19 protein-coding genes and 1 tRNA gene are annotated in these 20,224 nt (G+C 58.3%); 15 read left to right on the top strand and 5 right to left on the bottom strand.

Translation table 11 applies throughout. From position 1 onward, the window contains the following. Window positions 1-3 precede the first annotated feature (3 nt). The 3 genes from BLU46_RS15200 to BLU46_RS15190 all read left to right on the top strand — a co-directional run bounded on the left by BLU46_RS15200 (window position 4) and on the right by BLU46_RS15190 (window position 1,934). Window positions 4-552, top strand: a complete 549-nt coding sequence (locus tag BLU46_RS15200) for an imm11 family protein (RefSeq protein WP_093203077.1) — start codon at window positions 4-6, stop codon at window positions 550-552. 258 nt (window positions 553-810) lie between these two features. After that, window positions 811-1,455: a hypothetical protein gene (locus tag BLU46_RS15195; RefSeq protein WP_063033649.1), complete on the top strand. Its 645-nt coding sequence runs from the start codon at window positions 811-813 to the stop codon at window positions 1,453-1,455. 89 nt (window positions 1,456-1,544) lie between these two features. Then, window positions 1,545-1,934, top strand: a complete 390-nt coding sequence (locus BLU46_RS15190) for an SCO4402 family protein (RefSeq protein WP_093203074.1) — start codon at window positions 1,545-1,547, stop codon at window positions 1,932-1,934. 50 nt (window positions 1,935-1,984) lie between these two features. On the opposite strand, the gene BLU46_RS15185 is transcribed toward BLU46_RS15190, so the two are convergent. Next, on the bottom strand, window positions 1,985-2,242 hold the full coding sequence (locus BLU46_RS15185) for a hypothetical protein (RefSeq protein WP_017478047.1): 258 nt from the start codon (window positions 2,240-2,242) through the stop codon (window positions 1,985-1,987). A gap of 390 nt (window positions 2,243-2,632) precedes the next feature. On the opposite strand from BLU46_RS15185, the gene BLU46_RS15180 reads away from it, so the two are divergent. From BLU46_RS15180 to BLU46_RS15140, 9 genes are all read left to right on the top strand, one after another. Further along, window positions 2,633-3,325 carry a hypothetical protein gene (locus BLU46_RS15180; RefSeq protein WP_093203069.1) on the top strand — a complete coding sequence of 231 codons (693 nt, stop codon included), beginning with the start codon at window positions 2,633-2,635 and terminating at the stop codon, window positions 3,323-3,325. A 357-nt stretch (window positions 3,326-3,682) separates the two neighbouring features. Next, window positions 3,683-6,247, top strand: a complete 2,565-nt coding sequence (locus BLU46_RS15175; protein ID WP_093203064.1) for an autotransporter family protein — start codon at window positions 3,683-3,685, stop codon at window positions 6,245-6,247. Between the two features lie 88 nt (window positions 6,248-6,335). After that, window positions 6,336-6,914: a hypothetical protein gene (locus BLU46_RS15170; RefSeq protein ID WP_093203059.1), complete on the top strand. Its 579-nt coding sequence runs from the start codon at window positions 6,336-6,338 to the stop codon at window positions 6,912-6,914. 86 nt (window positions 6,915-7,000) lie between these two features. Continuing rightward, window positions 7,001-7,603: a hypothetical protein gene (locus BLU46_RS15165; protein WP_093203056.1), complete on the top strand. Its 603-nt coding sequence runs from the start codon at window positions 7,001-7,003 to the stop codon at window positions 7,601-7,603. Window positions 7,604-7,701: 98 nt separating this feature from the next. Beyond that, window positions 7,702-7,920, top strand: a complete 219-nt coding sequence (locus BLU46_RS15160; protein WP_218169087.1) for a hypothetical protein — start codon at window positions 7,702-7,704, stop codon at window positions 7,918-7,920. Window positions 7,921-7,994: 74 nt separating this feature from the next. Further along, window positions 7,995-8,576, top strand: coding sequence for a hypothetical protein (locus BLU46_RS15155; RefSeq protein WP_076015556.1), 582 nt, complete (start codon window positions 7,995-7,997; stop codon window positions 8,574-8,576). A gap of 74 nt (window positions 8,577-8,650) precedes the next feature. After that, window positions 8,651-10,312 carry a vWA domain-containing protein gene (locus BLU46_RS15150; protein ID WP_093203047.1) on the top strand — a complete coding sequence of 554 codons (1,662 nt, stop codon included), beginning with the start codon at window positions 8,651-8,653 and terminating at the stop codon, window positions 10,310-10,312. Window positions 10,313-10,338: 26 nt separating this feature from the next. Further along, a complete protein-coding gene (locus BLU46_RS15145) occupies window positions 10,339-10,899 on the top strand; it encodes an RNA polymerase sigma factor (protein ID WP_017478055.1) in 561 nt (186 codons plus the stop codon). Next, entirely contained in the window at window positions 10,896-11,495 is a 600-nt protein-coding gene (locus BLU46_RS15140) for a hypothetical protein (RefSeq protein WP_093203044.1), read from the top strand. The genes BLU46_RS15145 and BLU46_RS15140 overlap by 4 nt, the downstream gene beginning before the upstream one ends. Before the next feature lie 132 nt (window positions 11,496-11,627). Here BLU46_RS15140 and BLU46_RS15135 read toward each other — a convergent pair whose 3' ends face one another. Both BLU46_RS15135 and BLU46_RS15130 read right to left on the bottom strand, forming a co-directional pair. Beyond that, window positions 11,628-12,635, bottom strand: coding sequence for an Abi family protein (locus BLU46_RS15135; RefSeq protein ID WP_093203040.1), 1,008 nt, complete (start codon window positions 12,633-12,635; stop codon window positions 11,628-11,630). 213 nt (window positions 12,636-12,848) lie between these two features. Then, window positions 12,849-12,925 (bottom strand) — tRNA-Arg (locus BLU46_RS15130). A 395-nt stretch (window positions 12,926-13,320) separates the two neighbouring features. Between BLU46_RS15130 and gabD the strand changes: the two genes are divergently transcribed. The 3 genes from gabD (at window position 13,321) to BLU46_RS15115 (ending at window position 17,569) form a co-directional block, all read left to right on the top strand. Then, a complete protein-coding gene (gene gabD, locus BLU46_RS15125; RefSeq protein ID WP_003218155.1) occupies window positions 13,321-14,763 on the top strand; it encodes an NADP-dependent succinate-semialdehyde dehydrogenase in 1,443 nt (480 codons plus the stop codon). A 182-nt stretch (window positions 14,764-14,945) separates the two neighbouring features. After that, a complete protein-coding gene (gene gabT / locus BLU46_RS15120) occupies window positions 14,946-16,223 on the top strand; it encodes a 4-aminobutyrate--2-oxoglutarate transaminase (RefSeq protein WP_063033637.1) in 1,278 nt (425 codons plus the stop codon). Between the two features lie 137 nt (window positions 16,224-16,360). Further along, window positions 16,361-17,569: an HDOD domain-containing protein gene (locus BLU46_RS15115; protein ID WP_063033636.1), complete on the top strand. Its 1,209-nt coding sequence runs from the start codon at window positions 16,361-16,363 to the stop codon at window positions 17,567-17,569. A gap of 121 nt (window positions 17,570-17,690) precedes the next feature. Here BLU46_RS15115 and BLU46_RS15110 read toward each other — a convergent pair whose 3' ends face one another. Then, a complete protein-coding gene (locus BLU46_RS15110) occupies window positions 17,691-18,689 on the bottom strand; it encodes a sensor domain-containing diguanylate cyclase (RefSeq protein WP_093203036.1) in 999 nt (332 codons plus the stop codon). 199 nt (window positions 18,690-18,888) lie between these two features. Next, window positions 18,889-20,073, bottom strand: a complete 1,185-nt coding sequence (gene desA, locus BLU46_RS15105; RefSeq protein WP_093203032.1) for a delta-9 fatty acid desaturase DesA — start codon at window positions 20,071-20,073, stop codon at window positions 18,889-18,891. Window positions 20,074-20,224 lie beyond the last annotated feature (151 nt).

The raw sequence follows: 20,224 nt of genomic DNA, 5'->3' as shown, positions 1-20,224 counted from the left end.
ATTATGCAATATTTCCGTTTGATAGATGATGTGAATTTTCCGGGTAGGTGGCACTTGGGAGATATACATGAAGTCGATAATTGGGCGTTTATGCATTCCCGTCCCCAATTCTTAAATCATGGAAAAATTGATGTATATGTTGCCGGCGCAAGGATGGACTTTACTTTTTCGGAGGTTTTTGGTGTTCCCATAGTCAGTGAAAAAGTTAGAAAGGAGTTAATGTGTTTCCCTGAAGTAGAATTTTTCCCGGTAAGTATTAACTCTCACGGGTCTGTAGATGACTTTAATGTGATGGTGACCTTGGCGTCCGTTGAGTGCGTAGATGAAGAAAGGTCGCAGTTTCAAAAGTTCGAAGAGCTGGATCCGATTAGGCCGGATAAAGCTGGTGATTATCGCGGTTTTATGAGCTTGTATTTAGATACAAGTAAAGTTAAAGGTTTACATATTTTTAGACTAAAAAAATTTGAAGTGGCCATTATTGTTAGTTTGGTAGTTAAGGACAAGCTGCAAGCTGCTGGGGTTACAGGTGTGAAATTCTTAGCTGTTTCTTGAATGCGACGAGGAAATAGGGTCCGATCAGAGGAAGTAGCGCTAGCTTTGGGTAAAAACGGGGGCAGGCCACGATTTTATTTATGAGCGTACAGGAGGCAGATTTATTTAAATGTCATAAAGGGGGCTGCGTAAAGGGGACGGATTTATTTAAATATTTAAAAATTCAGATGAGCTGATTAAATAAATCCGTCCCCTTTGAGTCGGCTTGTCCATTTAGTAGCGGTAAAAAACCATGGCAGCAGAAAAGGAACTTCAACAATGAAATATTGGAACGTATGCCGGAAAGCTCTTTACCTCTTCACCCTGATCAATCTCACTCTATTAACAGGTTGCGCAGGAATTCCCTACGAAAAGCCCGAGGACCAGATTTCCATCCAAAAGGATCTTTCCGTAAGGCCTGACGAGATTGTCACGATGAGTCAGGTGACTTGGTGCACCTATCCTTATGGTGACATGATCCCGTGTCATCCACAGGATGCACTTGCAGTACAGACACGTACAAAGCTGATACTTGCCAGTTATAGCGGTCAGCACTACAAACCCGACTTAACAGTAACAGTCAGTGACGTCATGTGCGCCCACCTCTACGAATCCCGAGAGACATCGCCGAATTTCTATTTATTCACCAAAGAGTATGGGCTGCAGATTTGGACATTCGATGTGCACAATAAACCGGACATGAAGAAGAAAAAGCTCATGCTCGACATCATGGTGCAGCCAGGCAAAAAAGCCTATGTCGGGCCAGAGGGTAATTTTGTAGAAGCCTCCGGGCGGACCAGTGAGGCAACTTATGTTACGAAGTCTCCTGCTATTGTCTATACAACAAATACGGAGATAATGCAGATGATCAATCCATGTGGTGGGGAGCTAAAAAAAGAAAAGCGGGCAGATTTTTCTAATTGAGCGTAAAGGGGGCGGATTTATTTAAATATTAAAAATTCCTTATGAGTTAATTAAATAAATCCGTCCCCTTTGCCCAGTGAGTATAAAAAATGGAAAACTTGGAACCCTCCGAATTAAAATTTCCGAGTATGAGAGAGGAGCTGGTTTCCTATCTGGCAGGTTTGTCGGACTCATATTACCAGTACCGTGCATGGGTAGAACGTTCATCGCCGGATTTAGCTTATGATGAACTTGATTACACAATACATTTTTTATATGACGATACAGGGCTCGCTGAAAATGCATACACTTGGATAGGGCTAGTTTTGAAAAATGATCAGGAAGCTAGAGCCATCGAGGACGTGGTTCAAGCTATTAACGCGCTTTTTGATAAGTATGGTACTGATCTTTCTGATAAAGAGTATTTGGAAAAAGAAGAGTGGGCACGCATAGTGTGCGTTTCTAAAGATGCTTTAAAAGTTTTGCTTCATGGTAAGTGAGGTTGTTTAACCGAGTTAAAGGGGCGGCACCCAGGCCGCCCGGCTTTTACTCAGGATGGATCGGTATTGAGCCTGCGACTGATGACATCCAGCAAATCACACCCATCGCGCAGCGGAATAGCCAGCAATTGGGCGAAGTCTTGAAGCACCACAGCATCGCTGCTGAGCTGTTCGCGAAAGGCCAGGTTTTCCAGCAGTTGGGTTACGGCGCGAATCCGGTACACGGCGGCGTCGTGGAGGACATCGAGGGGCGCATGGGTGTCGATAAGCAGGGCGGGGACGGTGCAGTCGTGGCCCGTGAGGGGCATGTATCGATTCATTGTCAGTACTCTGTTGGTGGATTAAGCCACCACTCATTCGTCGCCAAACGAATGGGTGGCAGCTGTACGCAGGTTGGCGAACCGGCAACAGAGAAAACCGGCAGACCCGAAGGTCTCCCGCGCACAGCCGCCATATCATGCACAGCTTTGCGGGTGCAAAAACACCTGCATAGAAGCGGGATGCTTTTGCGCTCTGTTGTCAGGTCGCCAAACCTGAATCGCCATGTGGGCGACGGCCCGGACTATAAGCCCGCACCCAAACCCACGCAAGGCAGCAAAGTACTGGCCCAATACCAATGCCTCATGTCTTCACCCCCATTGCCGACACCCTGGCGATGATTAAACGCATCCACCCACCACCAACATTAAAGGACTGATGTGAAAAACCTTCTCCTGATTCTCCTCTCCACCCTCATCCTCGGTGGCTGCGTCAGCCAGCCCCTCACGCCCGAGCATCGTGCGCAGGTCAAGACGGTCAAAGTGCTGCCCGTTAAGTGGGAAAAGAACATGGTCTACATGGGCCGTGAACAAGCCTGGGGTGCGGCCCTGGGCGCCGGGCTTGGCGCGGGCGTCGGCATGGCCAGCGGCGCGTCCAAGCTGGGCACGGCGGCCTTGAGCGGCGCGGGGTTTGCCGCCGGCATGAAGGCGGAGCAACTGGCCGAGATGTCGACGCCGGCCGCGATCCTCACGGTGATGGACGCCGAAAATATCGACTTGGGCGTGTTGCTCAAGCAGGCCTTTATCGATGCCTTGGGTAAGACGTCATCGCTCAAGGTGGTGGCTGACGACGAGCCGGCCGATGCACAGATTCAACTAACGGTGGGCGAGTGGGGCTTTCGCCTGACCCAGGGTTTCAGCAGCGTGGTCTACCCAACGCTCACCGTGGTGGCGCGCATGGACCGTGGCGACGAGATGCTCTGGCGCACGGTGGAGACGGTCACGCCGTTCAATGGTCAGAATGTCTACGGCTACACACCGCTCACTTATCGCACTGATCCTGAGGCATTGCGCCGTGCGTTGACGGGTATCACGCAGATCTCCGGTGGGTATCTGGTGAAGGAGCTCAAGTAACTCCGCGATAGGCTCGACATCGCCCCGTGGCTTGCGGTGGCTGATGTCGGCGCGGGTGTTATTGACCGAAACCGCAGGGCATCTTGAACATTTTGTATATCCCAGTGTCTTTACCCCGCCCACCCGCAACCGGTCGGGCTGCATGGACTGCAGCGTTTTCAAAATACATTAAGGATTAATGTGAACCTCGCCCCCTCATTCACTTTTCTGCCACCGCCCGCTGCGGTGCACTCGCTCGCGCCTGCGTTGCAGAAAGACGCCTTGGGGGCATGCACTCGGATCAAGTGATCCTTCGCTCAGTACACCTACAGCCGCCGGGCTTATTGGCGGCTTTGACTGTAGTTCATGGAGTTTTAGATGAAGCGTAAGCCGTTCCAGAAAACCCTGTTAGCCCTCATGGTCAGCGCAGTTGCCGCGCATGTCAGTGCGGTGGAATTTGACGTCAGCACCGGCCAGAACAGGTGGAAAGGCCAGGTGTTCAACGAACCTGTCACCTTGACCGGTTCGCGGAATGTGGTGGCCACGCAGCGTTTCGTCGATGGGGCCAGCGTTGCCGAGACGGATATTCAGGGCTCGTTGATCAATCGCGCCGATTACACGATCGATGGCAGCGGCCTCAACATTCGAGGTTTTGTGGTGGACGGCGCGCTGGACTCGGATCTGCGCGCCCGTGGCGGCACCATCACCGGGGATGTGATTCAGGCCGGTTCGATCAGGCTGACCAACCAGACCTGGGCCGAAGGTTTTGAAGTGGGCGCCGCCAACATCGGTGGCAGCGTCATCAACTCCGGCAACATCGTGACCGTTGACGTACCGGGTTCGGACAGTGATGGCGAGGGCATGTACCTCAATGGTACGACCGTCGGCGGTGACGTGGTCAACTCCGGCCTGATTGATGTGACGTCCATCTACGGCTACGGCCTGATTCTGGACACTCACAACAATATGCCGGTGACCATCGGCGGCAAGATTCTCAACTCCGGGACCATTCGTGTCACCGGTGAGGAAGCGCTGGGCATCGAGGTTGAAACCGACACCAGTGACCTGCGCATCGAAAACAGCGGGTTGGTGACAGTCAACGGCGGGCTGGCCAAAGCCGTACAGTTCAACTCCGGGACTTACGATTACGTGCTCAACACCGGCACTATTGAAGCCAACGGCACCAACGCGGTGGCCATTAATTTGGCCGGGGCGACCTTTACCCTGAACCCACAGACGGGTGCACGCGGCATCGTCAACCGTGGCCTGATCAAGGCCGACAGCACGGCGATCCTGGTGGACGCGAAGTACCAAACCTCGCCTTTCGAAATCAACCAGCAAGCCGGCGAGATCCGCAGTAACTCCGGCACCGCCATCGACGCCGCCAACCTCGCCACGCTGAACTGGACCGGCGGCAAAATCACCGGCGACCTGCTCAACTTGAGCGCGGTGAATGTCGCAGGCCAAGCCGATTTCACCGGCAGCCGCATCATCGCCCCGGTCTCGATCAACTCCGGCTCGCTGAACCTTTCCGCCCCGGGCACCACGATCACCGGCGACCTTAACGTTGCCAACGGCGCGGGCATCGATATGCACCTGTCCGACAGCGTCGTGCCGACCACGCCGTACCTCAACGTGAATGGCAACGCCACGTTCGCCCAGGCCTCGAAGCTGACGGTGAGCGCGCAGCCAGGCGACTTCGCACGCACCAACAACGGCACCCAATACACCTTGGTGCAAGCCAACAGTGTGCAGAACAACGGCCTGTCGGTCGCCAGTTCGTCGTCGTTGCTCGACGTGCTCAGCTACTCGGCCGACGCGCAAACCGTCAAGGCGGTGGTGGCGGTCAAGGACAACCAGCAAGTGCAGCAAGAGCTGGCCGGCGTGGGCGCCAGTGCCGCAGCGGCCACGGCGGTCAATACCTTCAAAAATGACGTGCTCGGCGGCCTCAACCAGAACGATCAAGTGTTCGAGGCCCTGGCCAACGCCGGTACTGCGCAACAACTGGCGCAAGTCAGCGAACAACTCAAGCCGGACGTCAACCGCGGCGCCTTGGACGTGGCGTTGTCGGGCCAGACCGTTATCAACGGCGCCATCTTCAGTCGCCTCACCGACCAGCGCGAAAGCCATCAAACCGGCGGCGTGTGGGTGCAGGGCCTGAGCAGCAACATGGACCAGGATGGGCGGGGCGGCAACAACGGCTACTCGGCCAACAGCAGCGGCATGGCCGTGGGTGTGGACGGGCGCTTGAACGACACCACCACCTTGGGCGTGGCGTACAGCTACCTTAACTCCAACATCCATTCCGACCTCGGCAACAAGACCGATGTGGAGGGCCATGCGCTGTCGCTGTACGGCAACTGGTCGCTGCAAAACTGGTTTGTCGACGGCAGCCTCAGCTATGGCCATAACGACAACGACAGCAAACGCCATATCGCCGGCACCACAGCCAAGGGCAGTTACGACAGCAATGTGCTGTCTGCGAGTGTGATCAGCGGCTACAGCTTCAAGCCGTCGCAGGCCGTGGTGATCGAGCCGCGCGTGGCAGCGCGTTACGCCAACGTGCGCATGGACGGTTTCGACGAGAAGGGTTCTTCGGCCGCGCTGAGCACCCAGTCGCAACGCTATGAAGTGGGCGAGCTGGGCGCTGGTGTGCGCTTGGCGGGCAACTTGCCCATGGGCGCCGGTAGCCTGCAGCCGGAAGCAACCTTGATGGCGTATCACGACCTGATGGGTGATCGCGTCGCACAAACCTCCAGCTATGTGCTTGGCGGTTCTGCGTTCACCGTCACCGGCGCTTCGGTGGCGCGTGACAGCTATGAAGCCAGTGTCGGCGTGAACTACCAGGTGTCGGACTTTACCGTGGGGGCCAGCTACACCCGCCAGGCCCGCAGTGGGTTTGATGCCGATGGGGTGATGCTCAAGGCGCGGTACGCGTTTTAAGTTTTACAGCCGATAGAAAACGGCGTCGGGCTGCGGTTCTCCCACGTAGCCCGAGCCAGATTTTTAATTGTGTTCAAGGAAGTTACCCATGAAAAAGACCTCACTCCTAATCCTCGTCCTGGCCTTGGCCGGCTGCCACTCCACTGCCAGGAACTCCTCGCCAAGCCTGCTGACGGACGGTGTTCAGTTGCAGCAAAAAAAGGTCGAGGTGGACGCCGAACACGCCAAGGTCATCATGAAGGCAACCGGTTTCACCTACCCGGTGCAGTTCTCCGTACGCCGTAGTTCCGATGTGGACCAGCGTCCGGAAATCCTCGGGACGGTGGTTGATTCCGGTCGCGGCAAGGTATTCGGCTGGATCGCCAAGATGAGCGAAGTGGGCAACAGCGCCGTCGCCAAACGCTTCCCGCAGTTGGAAGTGCAGGCTGACCCGGGGCAGCCCTTTGAAGTGATCGGCGAGTCACGGGTCTACAACGCCAACTACGTTGGCCTCGTCAAAACCTATGTGTATGAATGCGGCCCCATGAGTTCGACCTTCAAGCCTGAGAAGCAAAAGGTCTACCTGGTGGAGTTCGTGATTATCGGGAAGGGGTGTGAGCAGCATGTGTATGACGTGACTGCGCCTAATGAGCGTATTCCTGTGGCGACTGTGGCTCCGGCGGCGTGAGCCAGAGCCCGGCGCCAATGCAAATCCGATAGTCGCTCAGGTATCGACGGGTACCGCCGGGCTCCGTGGCAACAGAAGAGGCGCTGATGATTTCTGCAGATGATGTTGATGGCTTGCTTGAAGATATTTTCGAGGGGCACAAGGACTTGGCGGTGTTTGTCGCTGGTGGCAAGTACTACTACCTGGCAGACGACAAGGGAAATTTCTGTATCGATGTCAGGCCTGAATACAGGAGCTATGTCGAAAGTGGCGTCATGGACAGTAGCCTCTATGACCAGGCCGTTTCCGAGTTCAGAGGGGGCGTTCCGGTCCTGGAGGTGAACACCTTTCAGCGTTATCTGGATAACAACAGCGTCAACGTTTATTCGCTGGAGTGGATGGTCAGTTTCTTCACCTACGGTTACTCCGCTGCCTACCTTGGCGAATTTCATAACCATATCGAGGCCGTTCTATCTGGCCACGCGAAGCCTCGTCTGGATGAATGCGAGAAAATGCGAATGAGGCTGCCCCGCTTTTATGTGGACCTGGATAGCAAGGTGTTCCGGCATGTTGACTGGGACAGGTTTCATGAATCCTATGTGCCCTCGGACTGGGACGGGCAAGCGTCTGGCTCATTCGCGGAGCTGATCCCGAAAGAGCAAAGGTATTGGGTTGTGGATGGCATGGACTTTTGGACGTTGTACGCCTGATGGAGGGTTGGCTTCGTCGCCTTGGCGATAGGTTGGCCAGTGCCGTCGTGCCCCACTCGAAGTAACACACGCACCCGCGCAGGAGAAATACCGTGGTAATGACATTGGTCATGGTTGGACTGGGACTGGCAATTTTGATGCAGCTGGCCATTTTTTGTGTGGCCGTAAAAAACTCGCTGGTGCATGCGTTGCTGTGCCTGTTTATCCCTTGTTATGTGTATGTTTATGCCAGAAAGGATCGCCAGGCCGGGCCGTTCCTTTGGGGGTGGTACGCCGGTATTGGCTTGCTGGCCGCTGGGGCTATTGCTTCAAATTGAAGCAGGACTCGAAAAGGCGCCGACAACGCCGTAAAATGAAGTCAAATTGACATCATTCAGGGAAGAGTTCAGACATGCGCGTTGTTGCTTTACTCCTGGCGTTCAGCTTTCTGGCTGGCTGCGCCTCCAAGCCGGCTTACTACATTTCCCCCGCACCGGTTCAGATTCCCAAGACCGCTACCTATTGGCTCGATACCTTCGACGTTGAAGTAGTGGGCAAGAACCCACGCTTCCTGCCTGATGACAAAGTCCGCGAGCAACTGGGCGTCGACCTGGTCAACCGGCTGCTCAAGGCCAAGCGATACGCCACCAGCAAGGAAAGCGCCGATTACCTGCTGGATGTGAATCTGGTCTACACCCGCCATATCCAGGACTCCAAGGGCGGACTCGCCACGGTGCTTGTCGACGACAACACCATCTTGCTGAGTGTCGACTTCAACTATCAGGTCAAGGTCAAGAAGGGCGGCGCCGAGGTGTTGCACTTTGCCAAGGACCGCAGTGGTCTGGTGCCGGGTGGTGTGTTGGGTCAGTGGCAGCAGTACAAGACCATGGGTGGGGTTATCTCCAACACGGGCAACACCAGCGTCGAGCCTTTTTACACGGGCGTGTTGAGCCGATTTATCGTCGATGATTTGCGCGATATTCCGTCGCGCTAAGTTGCTTTAACCCGAATCACCAACTCCTTGCGTCTGACCTTGTGAACGGATCATTCACTCACGAGGTTCAGACCATGTCCCGTCCTGTTCTGCTGTTGCGTCCTGCCGCCCAAGGCTTTGCCGTGACCCTGCTGGTGGCGCTCGCCGGGTGTGGGCTTTCTTCATCCCGTGATGTGGCCAAGCCTGCTGAATCGGCGCCTGTCGTAGAGGTGCAAAGTGAGCCCGCCAGCGTTCAGGGGGCCATGGTCAAGCGGATGGTTGCTCCTGCACCGATGGCGTCGCGGTTGGTCATGAACGACGCAGTCGCCATGCAATACCAGGCCGAGCCTCGGGAGCAGTATCAGAACCTACCGGACAACCCGATCCGCAGCGTAGCCGAAACGCCGGTTTCCACCTTCAGCGTTGACGTCGACACCGGCAGCTATGCCAACGTACGACGTTTCCTCAACCAAGGCAGCCTGCCGCCCGAGGGTGCTGTACGACTGGAGGAAATGGTCAATTATTTTCCCTACGACTACGCCCTGCCTACCGACGGCTCGCCCTTTGGCGTGACCACGGAAGTGGCCCCCTCACCGTGGAACCCCCACACCCGACTATTGCGCATCGGCATCAAGGCCTCGGACCGCGCCGTGGCGGACCTGGCTCCGGCTAACCTGGTGTTCCTGGTAGACGTGTCCGGCTCGATGAACCGCCGCGAAGGCCTGCCGCTGGTTAAGAGCACCCTCAAACTGCTCGTGGACCAATTGCGCGACCAGGACCGCGTATCGCTGGTGGTCTACGCCGGCGAATCGCGAGTGGTGCTCAAGCCCACCTCGGGCCGCGACAAAACCACGATCCGCAACGCCATCGACCAACTCACCGCCGGCGGCTCCACCGCAGGCGCTTCGGGGATCGAAATGGCCTACCAAATGGCCCGCGAAGGGTTTATCGACAAGGGCATCAACCGCATCCTGCTGGCCACCGATGGCGACTTCAATGTGGGCGTCAGTGACTTCGACAGCCTCAAGCAAATGGCCGTCGACCAGCGCAAAAGCGGCGTGTCCCTGACCACTCTCGGCTTTGGTGTGGATAACTACAACGAACACCTGATGGAACAACTGGCCGATGCCGATGATGGCAACTACGCCTACATCGACAACCTGCGCGAGGCCCGCAAAGTGCTGGTGGACCAGCTCAGCTCAACCCTCGCCGTGGTGGCCCGGGATGTGAAGCTGCAAGTGGAATTCAATCCGGCGCAGGTCAGTGAATACCGATTGCTCGGCTATGAAAACCGCGCCTTGAAACGTGAGGATTTCAACAACGACAAGGTCGACGCCGGTGAAATCGGTGCCGGGCATACGGTGACCGCGTTGTATGAAATTGTCCCGAAGGGTGAGCAGGGCTGGCTGGAGCCCCTGCGCTACGCGTCGGCGGCCAAGGCTGACGGTAAAACTGATGAGTTGGCGATGTTGCGGGTACGCTACAAGCCAGCGGAAGGCGGCGATAGCCGACTGATCGAACACCCGATCAGCAACCAGCAGAGCGGCAAACCCAGCGACGACCTGCGTTTCTCTGCCGCCGTGGCCGCCTTCGCCCAGCAGCTCAAGGGTGATGGCCGCTACACTGGCACCATGAGTTTCAAGGACACGGCCGCACTGGCCCGCTCCGCTCGGGGCGACGACCCCTTCGGCTTGCGCAGCGAGTTTGTGCAACTGGTCGAATTGGCCCAGAGCCTCCAGGCCCCGGCCAAAAACTGATCCACCTCAAAGGAGTGCGCCACCTGATGGATTCACCCAGCGACGAAGCCCTGCTGTCCCGCTACCGCAGCGGCGACGGTGCAGCGTTCGAAGCCCTGTACGCGCGGCATCGACAGGGCCTGTACCGTTTTCTGGTGTCCTTGAGCAACAAGGCCGAACTGGCCGAGGAAGTGTTCCAGGACACCTGGCTCAGCCTGATCCGCAGCACCAGCGAGCCACAGGGGCGGGCGAGTTTTCGCACCTGGTTGTTCCAGATTGCCCGCAACCGCCTGATCGACCACTGGCGCAAGCACGGCATCCACAACCCACTGCACGACAGCTACGATGAGCAGCTTCACGGCCAGCCCGACGACAGCGCCGGGCCCGAACAACTGCTGAGCCTGAGCCGCGACCAGGCGCGCCTGGACACCGCACTGCAGGACTTGCCCGAAGACCAGCGCGAAGTGTTCCTGCTGCGCCTGCACGGCGAGCTGGAAGTGCCACAAATCGCCGCACTCACCGGCGCCCCACTGGAAACGGTAAAAAGCCGCTTGCGTTACGCCCAGCAGAAACTGCGCCGACTGCTGGCCGAGGAGGTACCCGCATGACTGACTCCCGACATACCCAGGACTCGAACGACGACCTGCTGATCGAGCATTTCCGTCAACACACCCGCGGCGAGCCGCCGGCTTCCTTGGACGCCTTCATCTTGGCCACCGCCCACCGCGAAGCGCCCGTGCGGCAACCCGGCCTGTGGCAGCGCTGGTTGCAGGCCTGCCAACGACCGCGCTGGCAGATGGCATTTGCCACCGTCGCGGGTGTGGCGCTGATGATTGGTTTGGTCACGCGCTCGCCGGTGCCGCAGCCGGCGTTATCCACAGGCACTTACGCGGCGGCTCCGCAAGAACTCGCTCGCCCAGCCCCGGCAGCGGCGCCGATGGCTCGATTCTCCGTGGCTCCGCAGGCCGATAGCGCACCGCAGGTGCAGGCAGAAGTCGCGGGTTCGCTGGCGGATGAGCCGGTGGCGAAGATGAGCAAGCGCTCGGCTGTTGTACTGCCGCCGCTGGAGCAAGGGCTGCAGGAAATCCTGCGGTTGCGGCAGGCGGGAGAGGCGAAGGCGGCGGATGAGAAGCTGTTGGAGTTGCATAAGCGCTTTCCCAAGGAAGACTTGCCGGCGCGGTTGGAGGCGTTGAAAAATCCTTGAGGTGGAGGTCGCCAGCCGGCGGTTGACGAGAAACTTCCGGCCTTTATAATCATCCGCAACACGGCCCCTGTCGGTTGATGCGCTTCGGTGCAGCAATTGCTCAGGGGTTTTTTATTGTCTTGATTTTTTCGATTACCAATCGCGCTCCTGCCAGTGGTGATCCACTCCCATGCCCTCCAAATTAAGATCAAGGTGGGACAAGTCTGGAAAGTCATTCTCCAATAGTGCTTTCAGCCGTCGTCCCCAGCTTGATGACGGATTGATGACCTTCATCAAGTGGTGGGTGATACACAAGAGCATAAAAGGCCGCGCGCGTCGGTGTGCATCATCATGGAATGCGGCCAATGCAGGAGCCTGTTCCTCAGGTGGCAGTTTTGGCTGATCAACGATGTTCCGATTCCACAGGCGACTGTGATGGGCGCATACGTTTCGCAGGTAGTTCAGGCTGCGCAGCCAGCTGGCGAAGACCCTGCCATTGCTGATTCCGTACTCTTGAGATATGGCATCTTGATCCGCCTCAGTCATGCCAGCATAAAGGGTCGACAACGTGCCGAAGTCCCAAACCTCGCAAGCCACCCAAACCGCCAACGGAAGGCCGTATTTTTCCTTGTTATGACGGATAAAGTCTTCGTTCGAGCGGCTGATCAATGCGGCGTGTTTGCCTACCCAGGCATGATGTTTGGTGAGCCCTGTTTTCCCGTCGATTTGGGTAGAAAAACTTTCATGGAAAAGCTCAGGTTTTAGATACGCAAACTTTTCGTGCTTGCCCAGCCCGTGGGATATGTCCACTCGCAATGCGATTTCGATACGTTCCAAGGCGTCCATGGTCAACAGGCGAAGTTTTTTATCAAACACATAAAGATCGACTGCGTTTTGGAAGGTAGTGCCGGGTTTGAAAGTGTCTAGAGGGAGCCGCCCCGGTTTGGTTTTGTTCGGCTTCTGATTTTTGTGCTGAATAAGTGGGCAGCACAGCTCGGTGCGCTCACGAAAGGCGAACCAGTAGCCGCTGAGGCGGTAATAGCCAATGCGCTCCAGATACTCCAAGGCTTTAGATCGCTCAGTAACGATCATTCCGCGAGCTATCAATATCTCAAGTTGGTCCTGGTAGCTCTGCCAAGGTTTAGGGTAACCCTGGATCATTGGTGCATCACTTTAGGCATGTGCAAGTCCCTCCTGCTTGAAATCGATGCAAGCGCCCGCCCTTCGATGTGTGGCGTCACTCGGGCTTTCACTTTGCTGGTCGAGAAACTTATGGTCAGCCATAAAACTGTTACTTTATTTGCATCTTCTTCCTTATCTTGCGCCCACAAAAAAGCCCCAGGCCTTTCGACCTGGGGCTTTTTCATCTGTATCTGGTGCACCCGGCGGGATTCGAACCCACGACCCCTGCCTTCGGAGGGCAGTACTCTATCCAGCTGAGCTACGGATGCTTGTGCGGGCGACATCATACCCATGTCGACCTTGGGCGTCCATGCCGCTTTTCGCCCGGCCGCCCGTAGGAATACGCGCTGCTGGCGCCCTGTGCCGGGCGTCTCGGCGCAATACGGTGGAACTCGCCCGAAACACGCTGATCAGAAAAATGGAGCAAATGCGCCGTTTTCGTTCTTTTTTTCGAACAGACTATTGCCCTGCACCCCCATTGATCCTAGGATTCGTTTGAGATTTCAAACGCTCCTGCCTGGGTGCTGAACCGCACATTTGTCCTTTCGTGCGCTATTTACGTGCTTGCGCCCAGTGAATGATTTCCCTGACGGCAGCCCTCAAGGCGCCTTTCAACAACTCTAATTCGCTCCGCGCGTGCGCGGTGCTGTTAAGGAAAGCCGACATGCAGCTCAAAGACACCCAGTTGTTCCGCCAGCAAGCCTTCATTGATGGCGCTTGGGTCGATGCGGACAACGGTCAAACGATCAAGGTCAACAACCCCGCTACCGGCGAAATCCTCGGTACCGTGCCAAAAATGGGCGCCGCCGAAACCCGTCGCGCCATTGAAGCGGCTGACAAGGCCCTGCCGGCCTGGCGTGCACTCACCGCCAAGGACCGCGCCAACAAGCTGCGTCGCTGGTTCGAGCTGATTATCGAGAACCAGGACGACCTGGCTCGCCTGATGACCCTGGAACAAGGCAAGCCGCTGGCCGAAGCCAAGGGCGAAATCGTTTACGCCGCTTCGTTCATCGAGTGGTTCGCCGAAGAAGCCAAGCGCGTCTACGGTGATGTGATTCCCGGCCACCAGCCGGACAAGCGTCTGATCGTGATCAAGCAACCGATCGGTGTTACCGCTGCCATCACGCCGTGGAACTTCCCGGCCGCGATGATCACCCGTAAAGCCGGCCCGGCCTTGGCCGCCGGTTGCACCATGGTGCTCAAGCCTGCGTCGCAAACCCCGTTCTCCGCGTTCGCCCTGGCCGAACTGGCCCAGCGTGCCGGCATTCCGAAAGGCGTGTTCAGCGTGGTCTCCGGCAGCGCCGGCGATATCGGCAGCGAGCTGACCAGCAACCCGATCGTGCGTAAATTGTCCTTCACCGGCTCCACCGAAATCGGTCGCCAGCTGATGGCCGAATGCGCCAAGGACATCAAGAAAGTCTCCCTGGAACTGGGCGGCAACGCGCCGTTCATCGTGTTTGACGATGCAGACCTGGATAAGGCCGTCGAAGGCGCGATCATTTCCAAGTACCGCAACAACGGCCAGACCTGCGTCTGCGCCAACCGTCTGTACATTCAGGATTCGGTGTACGACGCGTTCGCCGAGAAACTGAAAGTGGCGGTGGCCAAGCTGAAGATCGGCAACGGTCTGGAAGAAGGCACCACCACCGGTCCGCTGATCGACGAGAAGGCCGTGGCCAAGGTTCAGGAGCACATCGCTGATGCCCTGAGCAAAGGCGCGACCCTGTTGGCTGGCGGCAAGGTGATGGAAGGCAACTTCTTCGAGCCGACCATCCTGGTCAACGTGCCGAAAGACGCTGCCGTGGCCAAGGAAGAAACCTTCGGCCCACTGGCGCCGCTGTTCCGTTTCAAAGACGAAGCCGAAGTGATCGCGATGTCCAACGACACCGAGTTCGGCCTGGCGTCCTACTTTTATGCCCGCGACCTGGGCCGTGTGTTCCGTGTGGCTGAAGCCCTGGAATACGGCATGGTCGGCGTCAACACCGGGTTGATCTCCAACGAAGTGGCGCCGTTCGGCGGCATTAAGGCTTCGGGCCTGGGCCGTGAAGGCTCCAAGTACGGGATCGAGGATTACCTGGAAATCAAATACCTCTGCTTGGGCATCTAAGCCCGGCGCGGGATTGCAGTAGACGCAGAGGGCACGAGAGCGCTGTCCCTTTGCGTGTTTCACACCGTTATTCGTAGTGGCCGGGAAAGCTGTGGCAGTCGATCATCGCATGCTGCCGTAGTTGCCTCCCCGCCACGTATTCCTTGGACCACGCCACCCGATGAGTGGCGAATGAGGACTTTATGAGCAAGACCAACGCATCCCTGATGAAACGCCGCGAAGCCGCTGTACCACGCGGTGTTGGCCAGATTCACCCGATCTTCGCCGAGTCGGCGAAGAACGCCACCGTGACCGACGTTGAAGGTCGCGAGTTCATCGACTTCGCCGGCGGTATCGCCGTGCTGAACACCGGTCACGTGCACCCGAAAATCATCGCGGCCGTGACCGAACAGCTGAACAAGCTGACGCACACCTGCTTCCAGGTACTGGCCTACGAGCCGTACGTTGAGCTGTGCGAAAAAGTTAACGCCAAGGTCCCGGGTGATTTCGCCAAGAAAACCCTGCTGGTCACCACCGGTTCCGAAGCGGTAGAGAACGCCGTGAAGATCGCCCGTGCCGCCACTGGCCGTGCCGGCGTGATCGCGTTCACCGGTGCCTACCATGGTCGCACCATGATGACCCTGGGCCTCACCGGCAAAGTCGTGCCGTACTCGGCCGGCATGGGCCTGATGCCAGGTGGCGTGTTCCGCGCGCTGTTCCCGAACGAACTGCACGGTGTGAGCGATGACGACTCCATCGCCAGCATCGAACGCATCTTCAAGAACGATGCCGAGCCACGTGATATCGCTGCCATCATCATCGAGCCGGTGCAGGGCGAAGGCGGTTTCTACGTCGCGCCTAAATCGTTCATGAAGCGCCTGCGCGAACTGTGCGACAAGCACGGCATCCTGCTGATCGCCGACGAAGTGCAAACCGGTGCCGGCCGTACCGGTACCTTCTTTGCCATGGAACAGATGGGCGTTGCCGCCGACCTGACCACCTTCGCCAAATCCATCGCAGGCGGCTTCCCGCTGGCCGGCGTATGCGGCAAGGCTGAATACATGGACGCCATCGCCCCAGGTGGCCTGGGCGGCACCTACGCTGGTAGCCCGATTGCTTGCGCTGCGGCCCTGGCCGTGATGGACGTGTTCGAAGAAGAGCACCTGCTGGACCGCTGCAAGGCTGTCGGCGAGCGCCTGGTGACCGGCCTGAAAGCTATCCAGGCCAAGTACCCGGTGATCGGCGAAGTGCGTGCGCTGGGCGCAATGATTGCGGTCGAGCTGTTCGAAGATGGCGACAGCCACAAGCCGAACGCCGCTGCTGTTGCTTCCGTGGTGGCCAAGGCTCGCGACAAGGGCTTGATCCTGCTGTCCTGCGGCACCTACGGCAACGTGTTGCGCGTGCTGGTTCCGCTGACCTCGCCGGACGAGCAGTTGGACAAAGGCCTGGCGATCATCGAAGAGTGCTTCTCCGAGCTGTGATCGAAAGTTGACCTGATCGACAAAAAACCCGCTTAAGCGGGTTTTTTTGTGCCCGATGAACGGTATTCAGCCGTTGTTCATTGTACCCGGGCGGCTCCTTTGTCTAAGGTGCTGGTATTGCCGATGGAGCGTGCTGGATGACTGCTGTTGATTTACCTGCTGTACCCCGTGTGCTGATTGCCGAGGCCGACCCTTGGTCCCGGGATTTGCTCAAGCAGGTGTTGCTGAATGTGCGCTGTGACGCACGGCTGGATGTGTGCGCCGATGGCCAGCAAGCCGCCGAGCTGCTGCGTGACAAACCCTACGACTTGATCCTCGCTGATTGGGAGCTGCCCGGCGTCGATGGCCTGAGCCTGTTGCGCAGTGTGCGCCAGCAACGGCGCACGCCGCTGTTGCCGTTTATCCTGCTGGGCACCCGCAACGACAGCGCCAGCGTGCACGAAGTCTTGCCCCTGGCGCCGACGGCGTACCTGACCAAACCCCTGAACATGGAAAGCCTGACCCAGCGCCTGCAAGACCTGCTGCTGAATGAAGGCGAGACGGTGTATTGCGAAGTCCCGGCCCTGGCGCCGGGCATGACCTTGCCGGTGTTTCTGGAGCGCCGCCGCGAAGCCTCCGACGGCGCCCCGCTGCGGGTCGACGTGCAGGCCGCGGTGCAACATAGCCTGGAACCGGAAGGCCTGGACCTCAGGCGTCTGGAGGAGCAGGTGCGCGTGGACCCGCAAATCACCGCCGTGCTGATCGCCGCCGCCAATAGCGCCGGGTATCACGGCTCGCCGGTACAAACCCTGGCCATGGCCCTGCACAAGCTGGCGGCCGGGCAGAGCATGAACCTGATCCTGGGGCTGGCCCTCAAGCACAACGTGGTGCTGAGCGACCCTGGCCTCAAGGATTACGCCGAGCGTTACTGGCAGCTTTCCCAACGCACCGCCGATTACGCCCGCAGCCTGGCGCGGATGCTCGACCTTGATCACGAGCGCTGCTACAGCGCCGGCATCCTCCATCGCCTCGGCGACCTGGCCTTGCTGCGGTGTCTGCAAGACTGGTTGCAGGGTGGCGGCGAACTGGATGACGAAGCGATTGGCGAGTCTCTCTACACCTTCGGCGCTGCCTATGGCTCGGCGTTGCGCACACGCTGGCGCTTGCCGCTGGAGTTGCGCCAGTTGATCGCGGCGATATATTCGCTGGAAGGTGGGGTGTATTCCCGGGAGGCGCTGGTGGTGAACCTGGCGGCGCAGCTGGCGCGGCTGACCGAGCATGAAGGCGTCGAGGCATTGGCGAAAGGCAAGACGGCACGCTTGCTCAAGGTGGGTTTGCCGGAATTGACGCGTATGCGCAAAACCTAGCAGGCGATGCGGGCCCAGTGTGGGAGCTGGTTTGCCTGCGATAGCATCATCCCGGTACAACTGACCCACCAAGGTGCCTGCATCGCGGGCAAGTCCGGCTCCCACAGGTAATCGTGTAGCGTCAGCCGACGAGCACGCGGTTTTTGCCTTGGCGCTTGGCCTCGTACATCGCGGCGTCGGCGCGGGCGAACAGGCTATCCACGTTGGCATCCTCGGCTGTCAGGCTGGCCAGGCCCTGGCTGACGGTGACCGCGTAGCTCTCACCGTCATGGCTGAAACTCAGTTGCGCGATCTCGTGTCCCAGGCGTTGGGCCACCTGCATTGCCATCTCCGGTGCGCAACCGGGCAGCACAGCGGCGAATTCTTCGCCGCCAATGCGCCCGAACAGGTCGCCACGGCGCAGAACCCCTCGACCGCTCTCGGCGATACGCTGCAACACCTGATCGCCCTCCAGGTGGCCGTAGGTGTCGTTGACCACTTTGAAGTCATCAATGTCCAGCAACAGGAACGCCAAAGGCGTGCCTTGCAAACAGGCGCGTTCGAACTCGTGGTGGGCGCACTCGAAGAAGTGCCGGCGGTTGCTGCTGCGGGTCAGCACGTCGGTAGTGGCCAGGCGATGGAGTTCCAGCTCAAGCTGCTTCTTTTCAGTGATGTCCTCGGCCATGCCCACCACGATCACGGGTTGGCCGGGCTCGGCCTGCTGGCTGATGTAGCACTTGTCGCTGAGCCAGCGGATCTGCCCGTCGGCGGTGATGATGCGGTACTCGCGGTCTTCCACGGCGCCGCTGTGCAGCACTTGGGCCAGGCTGTGCTCGGCGTAGTCGAGGTCTTCGGGGTGAATGCTGTTGCGCCATTCCCGATGGTCCGCCAGCAGCATGCCTGCCGTACGTCCGAAAACCCGCTCATAGGCCGGGCTGACATACAGCACGCGGCGGGTGTCCCACTCGATGGCCCAGAGCACGGCATTCACGCTGACCAGCAGTGAACTCAGCAGTTGCTCGCGTTCACTCAAGCGTTCCACTTCGCCTTGGGCATGCATCAGCGCCAGCAACGTAGCGGCGGCTGCCGGTCGTGGCTGGTCGTGGACGGGGGTGTCGGTGAAGGTCTTTTCGGGGACCATCGGCACAACTCTCTCTGGGCATGCCGCGGGGTTGGGCAGCTGTTACAACAAGGGCCGCCGGGATGGCGAAGTGTTGTTTGAGAGGGGGAATTTGCAGCTAAGTTCCGTTATCAGTGCCGATTGCGCGTGATTAGGCCGCGTCCGGTATATGGCGTCAAAAACCGGTGGCGAGGGAGTTGCTCCCTCGCCATGGTACGTATCAGACCGCCGCAGGCCGCAGCGAATAGGTCTTCAGTTGATGGGCAAAGTCCCGCAGGGATTGAATCCCGCTGGCTTCGGCCTCGTGTACCCATTCCTTGATCGCCGCCAGCATGTCGTGGCCGTTGGTGCTGGTTTTCAGCCAGATCTGTTGCAGGGCCAGGCGCTTCTCATAGATCACTTTCAGGGCCTGGCTGTGTTCCAGCATGCTTTGGATGCGCATGTGGTGACGGTCATCCAGCAGGCTGGTTTCCCGCGACAGCAGGCGCTTGGCGCGATGGAATTGGTGACGCACCGAGTGATCGACCTTCTCCAGTTCCTGCTTGACCAGCGGGCCAATCACCAACTTGCGGTACTGCGCCATGATCTGGAAGCGGTTGTTGAGGATCGCCATGGCGGTGTCCATGTCCAGGTGGCCCTTGCCTTCGACCTGGTGGGCGATCGGTGCGACCCGTTGCACCTTGGCCAGGCGCAGGAAGCTGAACACTTTGATCCAGGCCCAGCCCAGGTCGAACTCCCATTTCTTCACCGACAGCTTGGCGGAGTTGGGGTAGGTGTGGTGGTTGTTATGCAGTTCTTCGCCGCCAACGATGATGCCCCAGGGAATCAGGTTGGTCGCCGCATCACGGCATTCGAAGTTGCGGTAGCCGATGGCATGGCCCAGGCCGTTGATCACGCCGGCGGCCCAGAACGGGATCCACATCATCTGGATGGCCCAGATGGTGATGCCGATGGTGCCGAACAGCAGCAGGTCGATCACGCCCATGATCGCCACGCCCAACAGCGGGTAGGGGGTGTAGAGCTTGCGTTCGATCCAGTCTTCCGGGCAGTTCTTGCCATAGATGCGCAGGGTCTCGGGGTTTTCGGCCTCGGCGCGGTACAGCTCGGCGCCTTTGCGCAGCACGGTGGACAGGCCCTTGATCACCGGGCTGTGGGGATCGTCGACGGTTTCGCACTTGGCGTGGTGTTTACGGTGGATAGCGGTCCACTCGCGGGTGTTCTGCGCCGTGGTGAGCCACAGCCAGAAGCGGAAGAAGTGTTTCAGGCCAGCATTGAGCTCCAGGGAGCGGTGGGCTGAATAGCGGTGCAGATAGACCGTGACCCCGACAATGGTCACGTGGGTCATCAACAGAGTGACTGCCACCAGTTGCCAGGCCGACAAGTCAAGAAAACCGTTGTACCACATAGGCTGTATGGCCCTCAGATAAAGAAAAAACCAGCTTGCGCATTATCACTAAGCCTACAGATAAAACCAGCCGCCCTTTCAGATAGGAGTGACTGGATGTTTCTTATTCTATAATCCGTAACCTTTGTAGGGCGAATCTGGTTTTTTAGTA

The sequence above is a fragment of the Pseudomonas yamanorum genome (genome assembly GCF_900105735.1).
GTDB classification, from domain to species: Bacteria; Pseudomonadota; Gammaproteobacteria; order Pseudomonadales; family Pseudomonadaceae; genus Aquipseudomonas; species Aquipseudomonas yamanorum.
The sequence above is the reverse complement of the archived record's forward strand: the minus strand, read 5'-3'. Positions and strand labels throughout refer to the sequence as shown.

Bases quoted from the DNA above. Each gene is read 5' to 3' on its own strand.
- BLU46_RS15200 (WP_093203077.1), top strand. From the start codon at position 4: ATGCAATATTTCCGTTTGATAGATGATGTGAATTTTCCGGGTAGGTGG.
- BLU46_RS15195 (WP_063033649.1), top strand. From the start codon at position 811: ATGAAATATTGGAACGTATGCCGGAAAGCTCTTTACCTCTTCACCCTG.
- BLU46_RS15190 (WP_093203074.1), top strand. From the start codon at position 1,545: ATGGAAAACTTGGAACCCTCCGAATTAAAATTTCCGAGTATGAGAGAG.
- BLU46_RS15185 (WP_017478047.1), bottom strand. From the start codon at position 2,242: ATGCCCCTCACGGGCCACGACTGCACCGTCCCCGCCCTGCTTATCGAC.
- BLU46_RS15175 (WP_093203064.1), top strand. From the start codon at position 3,683: ATGAAGCGTAAGCCGTTCCAGAAAACCCTGTTAGCCCTCATGGTCAGC.
- BLU46_RS15170 (WP_093203059.1), top strand. From the start codon at position 6,336: ATGAAAAAGACCTCACTCCTAATCCTCGTCCTGGCCTTGGCCGGCTGC.
- BLU46_RS15165 (WP_093203056.1), top strand. From the start codon at position 7,001: ATGATTTCTGCAGATGATGTTGATGGCTTGCTTGAAGATATTTTCGAG.
- BLU46_RS15160 (WP_218169087.1), top strand. From the start codon at position 7,702: ATGACATTGGTCATGGTTGGACTGGGACTGGCAATTTTGATGCAGCTG.
- BLU46_RS15155 (WP_076015556.1), top strand. From the start codon at position 7,995: ATGCGCGTTGTTGCTTTACTCCTGGCGTTCAGCTTTCTGGCTGGCTGC.
- BLU46_RS15150 (WP_093203047.1), top strand. From the start codon at position 8,651: ATGTCCCGTCCTGTTCTGCTGTTGCGTCCTGCCGCCCAAGGCTTTGCC.
- BLU46_RS15145 (WP_017478055.1), top strand. From the start codon at position 10,339: ATGGATTCACCCAGCGACGAAGCCCTGCTGTCCCGCTACCGCAGCGGC.
- BLU46_RS15140 (WP_093203044.1), top strand. From the start codon at position 10,896: ATGACTGACTCCCGACATACCCAGGACTCGAACGACGACCTGCTGATC.
- BLU46_RS15135 (WP_093203040.1), bottom strand. From the start codon at position 12,635: ATGATCCAGGGTTACCCTAAACCTTGGCAGAGCTACCAGGACCAACTT.
- gabD (WP_003218155.1), top strand. From the start codon at position 13,321: ATGCAGCTCAAAGACACCCAGTTGTTCCGCCAGCAAGCCTTCATTGAT.
- gabT (WP_063033637.1), top strand. From the start codon at position 14,946: ATGAGCAAGACCAACGCATCCCTGATGAAACGCCGCGAAGCCGCTGTA.
- BLU46_RS15115 (WP_063033636.1), top strand. From the start codon at position 16,361: ATGACTGCTGTTGATTTACCTGCTGTACCCCGTGTGCTGATTGCCGAG.
- BLU46_RS15110 (WP_093203036.1), bottom strand. From the start codon at position 18,689: ATGGTCCCCGAAAAGACCTTCACCGACACCCCCGTCCACGACCAGCCA.
- desA (WP_093203032.1), bottom strand. From the start codon at position 20,073: ATGTGGTACAACGGTTTTCTTGACTTGTCGGCCTGGCAACTGGTGGCA.